Origin of the sequence: Campylobacter gracilis (assembly GCF_018374135.1) — a bacterium.
GTDB lineage: Bacteria > Campylobacterota > Campylobacteria > Campylobacterales > Campylobacteraceae > Campylobacter_B > Campylobacter_B gracilis_A.
In genome coordinates this window covers 19,376-32,594 of sequence record NZ_JAHAFS010000008.1, presented here as the reverse complement: position 1 = coordinate 32,594, position 13,219 = coordinate 19,376, and the positions used below count along the sequence as shown (strand labels likewise).

Below are 13,219 nucleotides of genomic sequence, written 5' to 3'. Positions count from 1 at the left end.
TAAGATGAAGCGCCTATCTATCGCCATTTTTCTGGTGTTTATCTTGGCGGCTTTCGATTTTGCGTTTTACCGCCTCGTCGTGAAGCGATACGTCAATCAAAGCAGCGCCGAGATGCAGGCCAAATCGATCGAGCTGCATAAATTTCTGCCGTTTGATGAGGGTTCGCAGATCGTGCGGGTTAGCTCTAGCTTAAAACTTAGCGGCGATCTGCCGATAATCGACGGCGCAGCGGCTCTGTATCCCGTCTTTTCGGCGTTCGTCGCGGCAAACTATCCGAAGGAAAGCGTGGAATTTGACGGGCAAAATTTCACGAATGCTAGCAGGCTTAAATTTAGCAATACCCGTGGCGCGTACAAGGCCATAAGCGACGGCGAGGCGGATCTCATTTTCGTCGCCGCTCCTTCGAAGCAGCAGCTTGATTATGCGCGCGAAAAGGGCGCGCGCTTGCGCTTCGTGCCGATCGGGCTGGAGGCGTTCGTCTTTATCGTAAATGCGAATAACAAAGTATCTAATTTAACCGTGGATCAGGTGCGAGGGATCTATTCTGGGGAGTTTGACGATTGGTCGCAGCTCGGTGGCGAGCGCATGCGAATAGATGCCGTGCAGCGAAACGCTGGCAGCGGCAGCCAGAGCGCGTTTTTGAAATTTATGAGTAAGACGCAGCCTAAGCGCAAGATCACGAGCTTTTTCGGTAGCGCGATCGGCTTTTCGTTTCGCTATTACGTCGAGGGGATCGTGCAAAACGGCGGCGTGAAGATGCTTAGCCTAAACGGCGCATATCCGAATAAAGAAAATATCGCTAGCCGCAAATACCCGCTCGTAGCCGAAATTTACGCGGTTTACGACGAAAATAACAAAAACGAAAATATCCGCATCTTGATAGATTGGATCCTTTCGCCGCAGGGGCAAAGCATCATCGAAAATAGCGGCTACGTGCCGATTAAGGGCTAAGATCGCAGCTTAAATTTATACGGCGTTTGCCAAAAATTCAGCCAAATTTCGTTAAAATCACAAAATTTCAAAAAACGGAAAACGAAGTGATAAAGATCATATTTTTAGACGTAGACGGCTGCCTTAGCGACGGCGGGCTGTACCATTCAAACGGCGGCGAAGAGATGAAAAAATTTAACGTAAAAGACGGGTTTGGCATCCAGGAGTGGCAGCGGCTGGGGCTAAAGGTCGCGATCATCACCGGCAAAAGCTCGCAGATCGTCGCAAACCGCGCGCGCGAGCTAAAGATCGATACGCTCTTTCAAGGCGAAAAAGATAAGCTTTCAAGGGCGGAGCAAATTTTAAAAAATTTTAACCTAAGCTTCGATGAAGCCGCTGCGATCGGCGATGATATAAACGACGCGAAGCTTTTAAATGCGGTCGCTATCAGCTTCAAGCCCGCCGATGCGTTAAGCTCGCTAAAAGCGGATGTCGCGCTAAGCAAAAACGGCGGCTGCGGCGCGGTGCGCGAGATGATCGAAATACTCGTCGATAAAAACGGCATGCGCGAAGAGTGGAATAGCAAATGGCTGTAATTTTGCAAGCGCGCGCGAGAGAGCCTATGAGAGGCGAAATTCTGCGTAGATCAAAAGGAGCCGAGCGATGGTAATAAAAATTTTCTACGTTGCGATTGCGATCTTTTGCGTCGCGATGGTGTTTCTAAGCGTGCAGACGCCGTATTTTAGTGATATGTTTAGGCAGGATCTAAGCATTGCGAATATGGAGATGAAAAAGATCGTCGATTATCAGATCGGCGAGCGCGTGGATGCTAAATTTACCGCGGACGGCGGCACGCGCTATAAGGATCGCGACGAGTTTGTAAATTTTAAAGCCGAGGAGATTAGCGCGGATCTGAATCACACTTTGGTTTCAAAAACCGCGACGCGCGCCGGCGAGCTGATAAAATTTAACGGCGACGCGCATTACGTAAACAGTAGAGGCTTTGATTACACGGCGCAGGAAATCATCTACGATACGAGCAGCAAGATCGTCCGCTCCGACGTGCCGTACGTGCTGCGCCAAGGCGGCGACCGTATCACGGGCGCAAGCATAAGCTACGACACCAAAACCAAACAAACAAACTCAAAAGGAATCCACGCATGGTATTTAATAAAAGATCGAAACTCCACAAACTAATACTCGCAGCCGCGCTAATTACGGGCTTTGGCGCGTCAGCTCTCAGCGCCGCGCAGGAGCAGGTCGAGGTCACGGCGGATAATTTTTTCGCCGACGAGATCAAGCAGATCAGCGTCCTAACAGGCAACGTCCGCATCAAAAAGGGCGCTTACGATACGCTAAATTCCGACAAAGTGACGATCTATTTCGACGCTAAGCGTCAGCCTACCAAATACGTCGCGACGGGAAATGCAAATTTTAAAATTTTACTCAATCAGAAGCATTACGACGGCAGAGGCGGCGTGCTAACCTACGATCCGACCATCGAAGCTTATACGCTCGAAAATAACGCCTATCTGCACGAGGCCGAGACCAAAAAGGAGGTTTACGGCGATAAGATCATCGTAAATCGCCAAAAGGGCACCTACGAAGTAAAAAGCGGCGGCGGCGAGAAAAGGCCCGTGCGGCTGATCTTTCAGGTCGAAGATCAAAACAAATGATCTATCCTAGCAGCGCGCAGTTTATCACCTCCGCCGCAAATATCGCGGGTGCGCCCGAGTTTGCGATGAGCGAAGTGGCGTTTTTGGGGCGTTCCAACGTCGGCAAAAGCAGCCTGATAAACGCGCTTACTGGGCGCAAAAATCTAGCCAAATCAAGCTCAACGCCGGGCAAAACGCAGCTGATAAATTTTTTTGAAGTTGAATTTAAACAAAAGCTTGCCGCAGACTCGGACGGCTCGCAAGCTGAAACGCCGCCCGATCTAGCGAGCAAGAGGGCTTTAAACTCGGCTGCGAATTGCGCGCGAGATTTTGCAGACGCTGCGGCGTCTGAGCGAAATTTAAAGCAGGACTCTATTTTAAATTTAAAAAGCGCTTCGGCGGATTTTAGATCGGATCGCGAGGCGGATCTTACGGCAGGTCTCGCGTCAAATTCCGCACAAAGCTCCGAATTAAATTTTACAGGCAGATCCGCGCTAAATTTAGCGGGCAACCCCGCTTTTTCGGATCTTGCGAGCTTGGGGGAAAATATCTCTTTGATCTTCGTGGATCTGCCCGGGTTCGGGTACGCTAAAGTTTCTAAAAAACTGCATTATATCTGGCAGAAAAATCTCGACGAGTTCATCAAGGAACGTCTAAATATCAAGCTTTTCGTCCATCTCATAGACGCGAGGCAGTTTGATCTTGAAATAGATAAAAATTTGCAAAACTATCTCGCCAGTTTTTTGCGCGGCGATCAAAAGATCGTGAGGCTCTATACCAAAGCCGACAAGCTCAATCAAAGCGAGCGCGCAAAGCTTTTGAAGCACGATCCGCAGGCGATTTTGGTCTCGGCGCTAAAGGGCAGCGGGCTTGCAAAAGCGCGCGAAATAATCGTGCGCGGGGCGTTTGGATTATGAAATTTCTAAATTTAAATACGCGAAATTTCGCGGCGCAGAATTTCAAAATAATTAAATTTAGCGGATATAAAATGCACCGCAAAAATTGCGCCAAGATTAGGGAAAATTTTAGATGATACGGCTAAAAAAAGCGCGCCTTTGCGACATTTCGCGTATGCAGGAGCTCGTAAAAGAGGAGGTGCAAAACGGCGTGATCTTGCCGCTTGAAAGCGATGAGATTGCGGCGAATATCCGCTCATACGTGCTGGCGTTCGGCTGCGATTCTAAGGCGGATACAAGTTTTGATTCTAAAGAAAATTCCGATTTAAATTCAGCCATGAATTCCGATTTAAATTTAGCGCGCAATGCCGATTTAAATTTAATCCAAAGCTCCGCCGCAAATTTTACTAAAAATCCTGCCCAAAATTCCGCCGAAAATGTCGCGAGTAATTTTGCGTCGCAACGAGCTACGCCGCAAAGCGAAGCGCAAGTCGTATTCGGGGCGGGCCGCGCGCAAGCGGGCAAAGAGCAAATTTTACGGAGCGAATATACGCAAGAAGCGGGCATCTATAGAACCGAACATTCGCGGCTTTGCGAATCGCAGTCCGCAAAAAATGCGGAAATTTTGGCGGGCTTTGCTTCGCTTAAAATTTTTAACGCTGATCTTGCCGAGGTGCGCTCACTCATCGTCGCTCCGCAGTTTCGCAGGCGCGGCATTGCCAGAGCTATCGTAAACGAGCTGCTCGACGAAGCGAAATTTTATGGGCTGAAAAGCGTATTTACGCTCACCTATCAAAAGGAATTTTTTGGGCGCCTCGGTTTTATCGAAATCCCAAAGGACGAGCTGCCCGCGCAAAAAATTTGGGCCGATTGTATTAAATGCAAAAAGTTTCCGGTATGCAACGAAATCGCACTTATCTATACCTTATAGCGGACACGCTTTTTAGCGCGGGGGTTCTTTTCTACCTGCTTCTAAGTGCGGTGTATAGGGGACTGCCGCCGCTGATCGGATTTTTTTTCACGGCGATGGTGGTGCAAAAATATGAAAACGACGTGAAATTTAAAAAGTTCGGCTTTACCTGGTTTTTCTCTATTTTTTATCTATTTTGCGCCGAGCAGATCCACGGATTTAACCTATTTAGCGTGGCTATCGCGTATTGTATATTTTATTTCGTGGTCTATGAAAACTCATTTAAATATATTAAATTTAGAAATTTTTTGATCTGCTTTTACGTGATGATTAGCTATGTGTTGGTCTTTGTGGTGAGCAACGCGATCTCGGCAATCAAAAAGAGCGAGTATCTGCCTCTAAGCGGCGAGTATTTAAATTACATCGTGATTGAAATTTTGCTTGCTCTGCTCTTCTTTAAGGGGCGATTGGTATGAGGCTGAAGTTCGTATTCGTATTTGTGATACTATTTTTTACCATGCTTTTGGTGAGAATCTATTATCTTTCGATCAAATCGAACGAATTCTACGAGCAGGTCGCTAAAAACAACGTCATATCCACCGAATACATCCCGCCGGTGCGCGGTCAAATTTTAGACGCCAAAGGCCGCCCGCTCGCGATAAACAATCTCGGCTTTTCTCTATCGATCGCGCCGCATCTAAAAGACGCCGCGCTGCAAAGCGAGCTGAATAATATCTCGCGCTACTTCAAAGATCTCAACATCACCGCGATGAGCAAGAGCTACAAGGACGCGAATTCCGCTTATAATCAAGACTTCATCGAAGTCGTGCCGTTTTTGGACTACAATGTCACGATAGAACATTTTGCGAGCTTGAGCCTGCACGAAAATATTAAAATTTCGCCCGCTTCGCAGCGCTTCTATCCTTACGGCGCGCTTGCCTCGCACATCATCGGCTACGTAGGCCGCGCCAATAAAAAGGATATCCAAAGTAACCCCCTAAGCGCGCTTACCGGATACAACGGCAGAAGCGGCGTCGAGGGGTATTATAACGAGCTTTTGCAGGGCAGCAAGGGCGAGCGCAAGACGAAGGTTACGGCGCTAAATCAGGTCGTAGAGGAGATCTCGATGCAAGAGCCCAGCAGCAGCGAAATTTCGCTTACCATCGATCTTGAGCTGCAAAAATACCTCGAGGAAATTTTTAAAGATAAAGACGGCGTAGCGATCGTGATGGATCTGCGCGACGGCGCTATTATCGCGGCGGGCAGCTTCCCAGAGTACGATCTAAACACCTTCGTGGGCGGAATTTCGCAGGCGCAGTGGGACGAGCTGATAAAAGATCCGCGCCATCCGTTTACGAATAAGCTCGTAAACGGCCTCTATCCGCCGGGCTCGGTCATCAAGATGGCTGTAGGGATGAGCTTTTTAAACAGCGGCAAGATCAATGAAAACTGGAGCGTGTTTTGCAGTGGCGCGATAGAGCTTGGAGGGCGAAAATTTCGCTGCTGGAAGAGCTGGGGTCACGGCCGCGTGAGCTTAGTAGAGGCGATTAAAGGCAGCTGCGACGTGTATTTTTACGAAGGCTCGCTGCTGGTGGGGATCGACTATATGTCCGCGTATCTGCAGCGTCTGGGTTTCGGTAGCAAAACGGGCGTCGATCTACCCAATGAGTTTGTAGGCACGATGCCTAATAAGGCCTGGAAAATGCAGAAATTTAAGCGCGCGTGGTATCAGGGCGAGACGGTCAATGCCTCGATCGGTCAAGGCGACGTGCTCGTCACCCCTATGCAGGTGGCTAAAAACACCGCGCAGATCGCCTCAGGCAAGGCTATCACTCCGCATTTTTTAAAAAGCATCGACGGCAAGCCGGTAGAATTTGCCCCTACCGAGCTTTTCACGCCGAAAGAAAAGGCTCAGCTGCCCCTCGTACGACGCGGTATGTATGAGGTCGGCAACAACCCAGACGGAGGCACCGCCTACAAGCTCATCCATACCGCAGTAGTGCCTCTAGCGGTCAAGACTGGCACCGCGCAGGTCGTGGGCATCTCGCAGACCACCAAAAAGCGAATGAAAGAGGCCGATATGGACTACTTCCACCGCTCGCACGCCTGGATGACGAGCTTTGGTCCTTACGACAAGCCGCAATACGCCGTAACCGTGCTAGTAGAACACGGCGGCGGAGGCGGAAGTGCGGCAGGTCCCGTGATAATGCAAATCTACGAGAAACTCGCCCATATGGGCTACATCGATGCTAATGCAACGACTATCAAAGACAGCGCAAAGAAGACGAAGTAAGATGGGATTTTAAAATTATAAAATTTTAAAATTCTACTCGTCCTTCGCGAACTTGAAATTTTAAAATTTAGAGCGGCAAAATACCATAAAATTGGTAGGGCAAAGCGATTTTAAATTTTAAATGCACCATAAGAATAAGGCGGTAAAATACGCCAAAATATCTTTTTATAAAAATGGGGAAATTCTATGCGAGATTACGACAAAGAACCGATAGTGATAAAAAACGACTATTTGCTAAAAAGTAGATTAACAGTAGGAATTTTTTTCTTGATATTCGCATTAGTATTTGCCATTAGATCTATTTTTCCCATCGAAAGTTTCTTTAATAGTATTTTGAGAAAAGGCGAGCTAGCGCTTTGCGTATTTATATTTATTAAAACGATTTTTGGAGATTTTGCAATGCTGAAAAGCATGCTAGTAAATGACTTACAAATTAGAATTTTTGAGAAAATAATAGAATGTGACTATGTGGATTTTGCAGGGAATTTAAAGGTACTAAAAATCCAGCTTACGGAGCATACAAAGATAACGTATTCATACTTTCCATGTTTTGGAGAAACTGCAAAACTTGATAGTAAAACTTTAATGGATAAAATTGCGTATATAACAAATCTTGCAATGGCTATCGTCATAAACTTTATATTTATAATTATCTTTCAATGCTTAAATTTCTTAGGGATAAAAAAATACTATATTTTTGATGATAACGGTACTATGATATCAGTAAAACAGAATAAATTACTTGTTGATAGATTCGGCAAAGTTCCTTTTAATAAGCGAACCTTGATGATATCTTTAACTAACTACAATTCAAAATTTTTTGATAAGGATAAAAAATAATTCTAATTTTAACGGTATCAAATTAGGTAGATAAGTAGAATGAAATTTTAGCTTACGATTGCAACGGGCAATATAGACGATGGCAGCGAAGGGCTTAAATTTTGATGATAAATTACGACAAGGTGTTTTTAAAAGTGCCGAAATGAAATGCGATATAAAAGCCAAATTGATCTTAAAAGCTATGAATTGGGGAGTAGGGCGATAAAAGAGTTCATTAAAAAATGTTTTGAGCTAAAAGGAGTGAGAATTTTATTCCGGATCGCCCTCCTCTTTTTTACTGTAGACTGCTTGGGCGTTATATTTGCCAGCATAGACGCGGTTTTTTTGGCGGAGTATAGCGGTTACGATATCGCGAATCCGCTTTCTATCGTTATGAAAGCTTTTGAACTAACGCGGCACGAAGAAGCAAGCGATAGCGAAAGCGATATTTTCGGCGCTATGGTATTGTATCTATTTTGCGCGACGGTAATTTTGCCTTTAATCATCTGCTGCTTTGTATTTTCCAAAATAAAGGCTTTTATTCTGCTAGATAAAATATCCGGCGCATCTGCATTTTTTATAAGTTTATTTTATGCTTATTCGCTAGCCGTGATAATCCTAGCAAAAGCCGATTTGACCTTATTGGGTCATCTGTTTGATCGCTCAAATTTTAATTTTAATATAATGATGATAAGCGCTTTATCATCGCTAATAATCGCGTCTGCGGTGATTTTTATTCTAAAAAGAAGCGATAAAATTTAATGCGGATAAGTTTATGGGACCATTTTTTTCGGCTAAATTTTGCGTAAATTAATACGTAAAATTTTATGAATAGAGCTCGAGATATGTAAATTTAAAAGGGGCAAATTTGAAATGATCTTAAAATTTGTCTCTGCTTCAGATTTGAAATTTCAAGTTGCGCAGTTTGGAATTTCGATCATTGACTTCGAATTTTAAAATTTTAATCATGCCTGCTTTCTTAAATTTTATAATCTAAAATCCTTGTGTTTCTAAACCTCGCAGCTCAAAGCTCCTGCTTCTTAAATTTAAAATTCTAAGCTCTGAAATGCGGAATTACACTCAATAAATTTTAAAATTTAAAGCCCAGAATTTTATTCGGTAAAAATTTTATCGGGCAGAATTCGGCTCGGTAAATTCTTAAATTCTATAGAATGCTACTATGAAAGAGAGAAAAATGAAATTTTAAATAGGGCATTTTAATTCCCAACGGGATGGAATTCTACGCAAAGCCGAAAAGATTAAGCCTTACGCCCATTTCTGTTTCAATTCCCAACGGGATGGAATTCTACTTAGCTCTACATATCCCGCTACGTCGGTCTTGGAGTTTCAATTCCCAACGGGATGAAATTCTACTACGATACGCTTCCGGCAAGCGAGATGAATTTGCTATTTCAATTCCTAATGGGATAGATTACCCGTTCCCACTCCTTGCTTTCGCCGTCGCTGATTTCGTTTCAATTCCCAAGGGGATAGATTACCCGCTCAATTTATATTAATTAATAAAGTATTAGATTTACCTCGCTAAATTTACTCCACCAGCGCGGAATTCACCCCGCAGGATAAATTCCGCTGAATTTTACTTCACCCTCTTTATCTCGATCTCGCCGCCGTGCGCGCCGATTTCGATCCGATCGCCGGTTTTGATCTCGTCGCTTAGGATCATATCGGCGATCTTATCCTCCACCAGGTCGTAAAGCGCCCTTCGTAGCGGCCTTGCGCCGTATTCGATATCAAAGCCCGCCGAGGCGATGAGCTTTTTGGCGTCTTCGCTTAAGTTCGCGCTAATGCCGCGGTTTGCGAGCGTTTTTTGCAGGCTCTTAAACATAATGCCCACGATTTTTATAAGATCGTCCTCGCTTAGGGCATTGAAAATCACGATATCGTCCAAGCGGTTGATAAATTCGGGCTTGAAATAATTCTTCAGCTCGCTCTTTACCGCCTCCTCTCGCTCGGCAAGCGCGACCTCGCGCGGCTTGTCCGCATTTTTGGCGTCAAGCTCCATAATCTTAGCCGAGCCGATATTGCTCGTTAGGATGATGATCGTGTTTTTAAAATCGACCGTAACGCCCTTGTTGTCGGTCGCGCGCCCGTCGTCTAAAATTCCTAGCAGGATGTTAAAAACGTCCTTGTGCGCCTTTTCGATCTCATCAAAAAGCAGCACCGAGTAGGGCTTTCTGCGCACAGCTTCGGTAAGCTGTCCGCCCTCATCGTAGCCCACGTATCCAGGAGGCGCGCCGAGCAGGCGGCTGACGCTGTGTTTTTCCATATACTCGCTCATATCAAATCGGATCATCGCCCGCTCGTCGTCGAATAAAAACCTCGCTAAGCTTTTCGCGCTCTCGGTCTTGCCGACGCCGGTAGGACCCAAAAACAAAAAGCTTCCGATCGGGCGATTTTCGTTCACGAGACCTGCTTTGTTGCGCTTGACGGCGCGAGCGATGGCGTGCAGCGCCTCGTCCTGTCCCACGACGCTTTGCTTTAAGTGCTCCTCGATGTGAAGGAATTTCTCCTTTTCGGAGGAGAGCATTTTGCTTACCGATATGCCCGTCCATTTGCTTAAAATTTCAGCCACACTCTCCTCGTCCACGCGGTTTCGCAAAAGCACGCCGTTTTCTTTCATCGCGTCCCACTTCGCCTCAAGCTCCTTGACCTTCGCCTGCGCGGCGGGGATCTTGCCGTATTCGATCTCGGCAGCCTTGCTAAGATCGCCGTTGCGTCTTGCTAGGCTAGCTTCGTTTTTAAGGCTATCGATCGCTTTTTTCTCCTCGCTGATGCCGCCGAATACGGACTTTTCGTTTTCAAATTTAGCCTGAAGCGCGTTTTTCTGCTCGGTTAAATTTTCGATTTCTTTGTCGATCTGCGCAAGCCGCTCGTCGTTTTTGCCGTCATCCTCCATCTTAAGGGCCTCCTTCTCGACCTGAAGCGTGAGGATGTCGCGCTTAGCCTTGGCAAGCTCGTTGGGTTCGCTTTCGATCTGCATTTTAAGCTCCGCCGCCGCTTCGTCAATGAGATCGATCGCCTTATCCGGCAGAAATCTATCGCTGATGTAGCGGTCGCTTAGCCTTGCAGCCGCCACAAGCGCGCTATCGGTGATGGTGACGTTGTGATGCACCTCTAGCCGCTCCTTTATACCGCGCAGGATCGCCGTAGCCTCGCTCACGCTAGGCTCCGCGACCGTCACGGGCTGGAAGCGGCGCTGAAGCGCGGCGTCTTTTTCAAAATACTTTCGGTACTCTTTCAGCGTCGTAGCGCCGATCGCGTGCAGTTCGCCGCGCGCAAGAGCGGGCTTTAGGATGTTTGCGGCATCCATCGAGCCTTCGCTTGCGCCCGCGCCTACGATAGTGTGAATTTCATCGATGAAAAGCACGACGTTCGCGGCTTTTACGACCTCGTTTATGACGGCTTTGAGCCTATCTTCAAACTCGCCGCGGTACTTCGCGCCCGCAATCAACGCACTCATATCAAGCGCGATGACGCGTTTGTTTTGCAGGCTAAGCGGGACCTCTTTTTTGGCGATCAGCTGCGCAAGACCCTCGACGACCGCGGTTTTTCCTACGCCCGGCTCGCCGAGCAGGATAGGGTTGTTTTTCGTCTTGCGGATTAAAATTTGCATCATTCGCGAGATCACCTCGTCGCGGCCGATGACCGGATCGAGCTCGCCCGCGATTGCCTTGGCGGTGAGATCGACGCCGAATTTACTAAGCGCCTCAAGCGTCTCGTCAGCGGTTTGCGAATCGATACTTTTGCCACCGCGAAGCGCCTCTAGCTCCTTTTTGATCTCGCTAAGATCTGCAAATTTAGACAGAATTTTCTTTAGCGGATCTGCGTTTAAATTTGCAATCAGCCAGGTATCTACGGCGATAAATTTATCGCCCGAGCTTGTCATCAGCCCTTTTGCGACCTCTAGCGAGTTCATCAGCTCGCGCGAGATTCGCACGTTTTCCTTCGTGACGTTTGAGCTCGTAGGCAAATTTGAAATTTCGCTTTTGATCTCAAGCTCGACCGCGGTCTTTTCGATACTAAATTTATTAAAAATTTGATTTAGCACAGAGCCGCTGTCGGCTACCAAAGCCCAGAGCATGTGCAATACGCCCACTTCGCTATTTTTGGAATGGATCGCCAAAGAAACGCTGCTTTCGAGCAAAGAGCGCATTTTATCGGTTAAAATTTCAATAGTTTCGTTCATAAATTTTCTCCTAAAGTTGAAGTTGGTTGCATTATATAACTTTAGTGTCTTTATGTCAAGGTTTTTTAGTGAGATTTTAAAATTTTCGGCTTAAATTTATCCGTAAACGCGTAAATTTCGTATGAAATTTACCTTATTTTTAGCCAATTTTCTATAAAATTCACTCCATTTTACTTTCAAGGATAAACTTTGCGACAAAAACACCTCTTCTTCGGCTTGGGATTCATATTTTCTCTATTTTTAGGCGTTAGTTTTTTTACCGGAAATTTACAAGCCAGAGAGGTCAATGCGACCAAAAAGCTAGACAGCGAAAAAACGCGTCTGGAGGCGCTAGCCAAGCTTACTAAAACGCTTGCGATCGTCGAAAACAATTATGTCGATGAGATGAGCTTCTCGGAGCTTGTGGATAAGACGATTTCGGGGCTTATGAATAACCTCGACGCGCACTCAAGCTACATGGACGAAAAGGCGTTTAACGATACTAAAGTCCAGACCGAGGGCGAGTTCGGCGGGCTTGGAATTCAAGTGGGTATGAAAGACGGCGCCCTGACCGTCATCTCGCCTATCGAGGGTACGCCGGCAGATAAAAAGGGCATTCAGGCTAACGACGTGATCTTGCGTATCGACGGCAATGCGACCTTCGGCATCACGATCGACGATGCGGTCTCAAAAATGCGCGGCAAGCCGAAAACTAAAATCACTCTAACGATCGTGCGCAAGGGTGTTAGCAAGCCTTTCGACGTCGAGATCATCCGAGACATAATCAAAGTGGAATCGGTTTACGCCAAGATGATCGAGGAAGATAAAATTTTATATCTACGCGTTACGAATTTCGATCAGCACGTAGTTCCGGATGCGAGCAAATTTATAAAAGAACATAAAGACGCCAAAGGCATTATTTTGGATCTGCGAAACAATCCGGGCGGGCTTTTGGATCAAGCGATCGGGCTCGTAAATTTATTCGTCGGCAAAGGGCTTATCGTCTCTCAAAAAGGGCGCGCGAAAAACGAGACTGAGGCGCATAACGCCGATCCTAAAAAGAAGATCACCGACCTACCGCTTGTGGTTTTGGTCAATGGCGGTAGCGCAAGCGCAAGCGAGATCGTAAGCGGCTCGCTTCAGGATCTAAAGCGCGCCGTGTTGGTTGGTGAAAAAACTTTTGGTAAGGGAAGCGTGCAGGTGATCCTACCGATCGAGGATAAAGAAGCCTTGCGACTAACCATAGCGCGATACTATCTCTCAAGCGGTCGCACCATCCAAGCGGTGGGCGTGACACCCGATCTCATAGTGGCGCCGGGCAAGGTGCCGAGCCGCGACGAGGATGAATTTTCGCTAAAAGAAGCTGATCTTAAAAAGCACCTGCAAGGCGAGTTAGCCAAGGTCGAGACCAAGAAAAAAGATGCTCAGAAAAAGGATGAGAAAAATTTCATTACTGCAGAGCAGATTAATAACGACATCCAGTTAAAAACCGCAATAGACGCGATAAAAATTCTAAACATCAAGTAAGG

The 13,219-nt window shown here is 46.5% G+C and carries 10 protein-coding genes and 2 pseudogenes; 11 read left to right on the top strand and 1 reads right to left on the bottom strand.

Features of this window, described 5'->3' with window-relative positions; genetic code table 11:
• Positions 1 to 4: 4 nt before the first annotated feature.
• The 10 genes and pseudogenes from KH703_RS04975 to KH703_RS04930 all read left to right on the top strand — a co-directional run bounded on the left by KH703_RS04975 (position 5) and on the right by KH703_RS04930 (position 7,525).
• On the top strand, positions 5 to 952 hold the full coding sequence (locus KH703_RS04975) for a PstS family phosphate ABC transporter substrate-binding protein (RefSeq protein WP_304294652.1): 948 nt from the start codon (positions 5 to 7) through the stop codon (positions 950 to 952).
• An 86-nt stretch (positions 953 to 1,038) separates the two neighbouring features.
• The gene (locus KH703_RS04970; protein WP_177389116.1) at positions 1,039 to 1,527 is read left to right on the top strand and encodes an HAD family hydrolase; all 489 of its coding nucleotides are present in this window, start codon (positions 1,039 to 1,041) and stop codon (positions 1,525 to 1,527) included.
• A 67-nt stretch (positions 1,528 to 1,594) separates the two neighbouring features.
• Positions 1,595 to 2,128, top strand: a complete 534-nt coding sequence (gene lptC, locus KH703_RS04965; protein WP_304294650.1) for an LPS export ABC transporter periplasmic protein LptC — start codon at positions 1,595 to 1,597, stop codon at positions 2,126 to 2,128.
• Positions 2,092 to 2,607: a lipopolysaccharide transport periplasmic protein LptA gene (gene lptA / locus KH703_RS04960; RefSeq protein ID WP_304294649.1), complete on the top strand. Its 516-nt coding sequence runs from the start codon at positions 2,092 to 2,094 to the stop codon at positions 2,605 to 2,607. The genes lptC and lptA overlap by 37 nt, the downstream gene beginning before the upstream one ends.
• Positions 2,604 to 2,834 (top strand): annotated as a pseudogene (locus tag KH703_RS10060) (GTP-binding protein); the annotation flags it as partial. The gene lptA and the pseudogene KH703_RS10060, both read left to right, overlap by 4 nt.
• A 303-nt stretch (positions 2,835 to 3,137) precedes the next feature.
• A pseudogene (locus KH703_RS10055) lies at positions 3,138 to 3,503 on the top strand (YihA family ribosome biogenesis GTP-binding protein); the annotation flags it as partial.
• A gap of 112 nt (positions 3,504 to 3,615) precedes the next feature.
• On the top strand, positions 3,616 to 4,413 hold the full coding sequence (locus KH703_RS04945; protein WP_369692727.1) for a GNAT family N-acetyltransferase: 798 nt from the start codon (positions 3,616 to 3,618) through the stop codon (positions 4,411 to 4,413).
• Positions 4,380 to 4,868: a hypothetical protein gene (locus KH703_RS04940; protein ID WP_297880117.1), complete on the top strand. Its 489-nt coding sequence runs from the start codon at positions 4,380 to 4,382 to the stop codon at positions 4,866 to 4,868. Before KH703_RS04945 ends, KH703_RS04940 begins: the two co-directional genes overlap by 34 nt.
• Positions 4,865 to 6,685 (top strand): penicillin-binding protein 2, encoded by a 1,821-nt coding sequence (gene mrdA, locus KH703_RS04935; protein ID WP_304294646.1) that lies wholly within the window; start codon positions 4,865 to 4,867, stop codon positions 6,683 to 6,685. The genes KH703_RS04940 and mrdA overlap by 4 nt, the downstream gene beginning before the upstream one ends.
• A gap of 213 nt (positions 6,686 to 6,898) precedes the next feature.
• Positions 6,899 to 7,525, top strand: a complete 627-nt coding sequence (locus KH703_RS04930) for a hypothetical protein (protein WP_304294644.1) — start codon at positions 6,899 to 6,901, stop codon at positions 7,523 to 7,525.
• 1,576 nt (positions 7,526 to 9,101) lie between these two features.
• On the opposite strand, the gene KH703_RS04925 is transcribed toward KH703_RS04930, so the two are convergent.
• Positions 9,102 to 11,711, bottom strand: coding sequence for an ATP-dependent Clp protease ATP-binding subunit (locus KH703_RS04925; protein ID WP_304294642.1), 2,610 nt, complete (start codon positions 11,709 to 11,711; stop codon positions 9,102 to 9,104).
• Between the two features lie 216 nt (positions 11,712 to 11,927).
• Between KH703_RS04925 and KH703_RS04920 the strand changes: the two genes are divergently transcribed.
• Entirely contained in the window at positions 11,928 to 13,217 is a 1,290-nt protein-coding gene (locus KH703_RS04920; RefSeq protein WP_304294723.1) for a S41 family peptidase, read from the top strand.
• Positions 13,218 to 13,219 lie beyond the last annotated feature (2 nt).

What these genes read in the sequence shown, in the direction of transcription:
- KH703_RS04975 (WP_304294652.1), top strand. Translation starts at nt 5, where the DNA reads ATGAAGCGCCTATCTATCGCCATTTTTCTGGTGTTTATCTTGGCGGCT.
- lptC (WP_304294650.1), top strand. Translation starts at nt 1,595, where the DNA reads ATGGTAATAAAAATTTTCTACGTTGCGATTGCGATCTTTTGCGTCGCG.
- lptA (WP_304294649.1), top strand. Translation starts at nt 2,092, where the DNA reads ATGGTATTTAATAAAAGATCGAAACTCCACAAACTAATACTCGCAGCC.
- KH703_RS04945 (WP_369692727.1), top strand. Translation starts at nt 3,616, where the DNA reads ATGATACGGCTAAAAAAAGCGCGCCTTTGCGACATTTCGCGTATGCAG.
- KH703_RS04940 (WP_297880117.1), top strand. Translation starts at nt 4,380, where the DNA reads ATGCAACGAAATCGCACTTATCTATACCTTATAGCGGACACGCTTTTT.
- mrdA (WP_304294646.1), top strand. Translation starts at nt 4,865, where the DNA reads ATGAGGCTGAAGTTCGTATTCGTATTTGTGATACTATTTTTTACCATG.
- KH703_RS04925 (WP_304294642.1), bottom strand. Translation starts at nt 11,711, where the DNA reads ATGAACGAAACTATTGAAATTTTAACCGATAAAATGCGCTCTTTGCTC.